This is a genomic window from Streptomyces adelaidensis, from assembly GCF_016598475.1.
In the GTDB taxonomy this organism is placed as follows: domain Bacteria; phylum Actinomycetota; class Actinomycetes; order Streptomycetales; family Streptomycetaceae; genus Streptomyces; species Streptomyces adelaidensis.
Map to the genome: position 1 here is coordinate 1 of NZ_JAEMUX010000273.1, position 760 is coordinate 760.

1 protein-coding gene is annotated in these 760 nt (G+C 70.8%); it reads left to right on the top strand.

Annotation, left to right across the window (positions count from 1 at the left end; genetic code table 11):
• The coding region (locus tag I8N67_RS41800) for a GntR family transcriptional regulator (RefSeq protein WP_200309618.1) at positions 1 to 723 on the top strand (723 nt) is incomplete at its 5' end.
• Positions 724 to 760: the final 37 nt, after the last annotated feature.

A 760-nucleotide genomic window follows, 5' to 3' on the forward strand; every position in this document is an offset into this window, starting at 1 on the left:
CATCTCGTGCTGGAGGGCCTCCTGCGACTGCGGGACCGGCGTGAACCCCTGGTCGCGCAGATCGCCGAATGGGTCGGCTCCGGCATCATCGAGGGCCGCCTCGAACCCGGACAGGACCTCAACAGCGTTGACCTCGCCCGCCTTTTCGGCACCAGCCGCACCCCCGTGCGCGAGGCACTGATGCTCCTGGAACAGGAGGGCCTGGTCGAGATGAAGGCCCGCCGCAGGCCCCGCGTCGCCGCCCCCACCCTCCAGGACATCCGCGACATCTACCAGGTCAGACGGCAGCTGCTGTCCATGCTCGCCGCTCTCCTCGTCGAGCGGGCGACCGACGAGGAGATGGCCGAACTCCGCATCCTGGTCGTCAGGATGCGGGGGCTGGCCGACGAGGGTGACGTGGACGCGTACTTCTGGAGCCACGTCCGGTTCCAGGAGCGGATGACCGAGATCGCCGGCAACTCCACCCTGAAGCGGATCCTCGACTCCCTCGCCCTGCGCACCCTGATGCTGCGACATCAGAGCCTGACCCGCGAGGGCCGTCTCGCCCACAGCGCCGACGACCAGGAACGGCTGATCCAGGCCTGCGAGGAGCGCGACGGGAAACTGGCGTCGGCCCTGATCGCCGGGGCGACCCTACGCGCCCTGCGCGCGGTGGAGGAACAGGTGGAACAGGACACCGCGCACAGCGGCAAACCCCGACGGGGACGCCGCGCCGCCTCGTGAGCGAGCACGGCCCCGGCCGGCTCATCCGGCCGGCGCC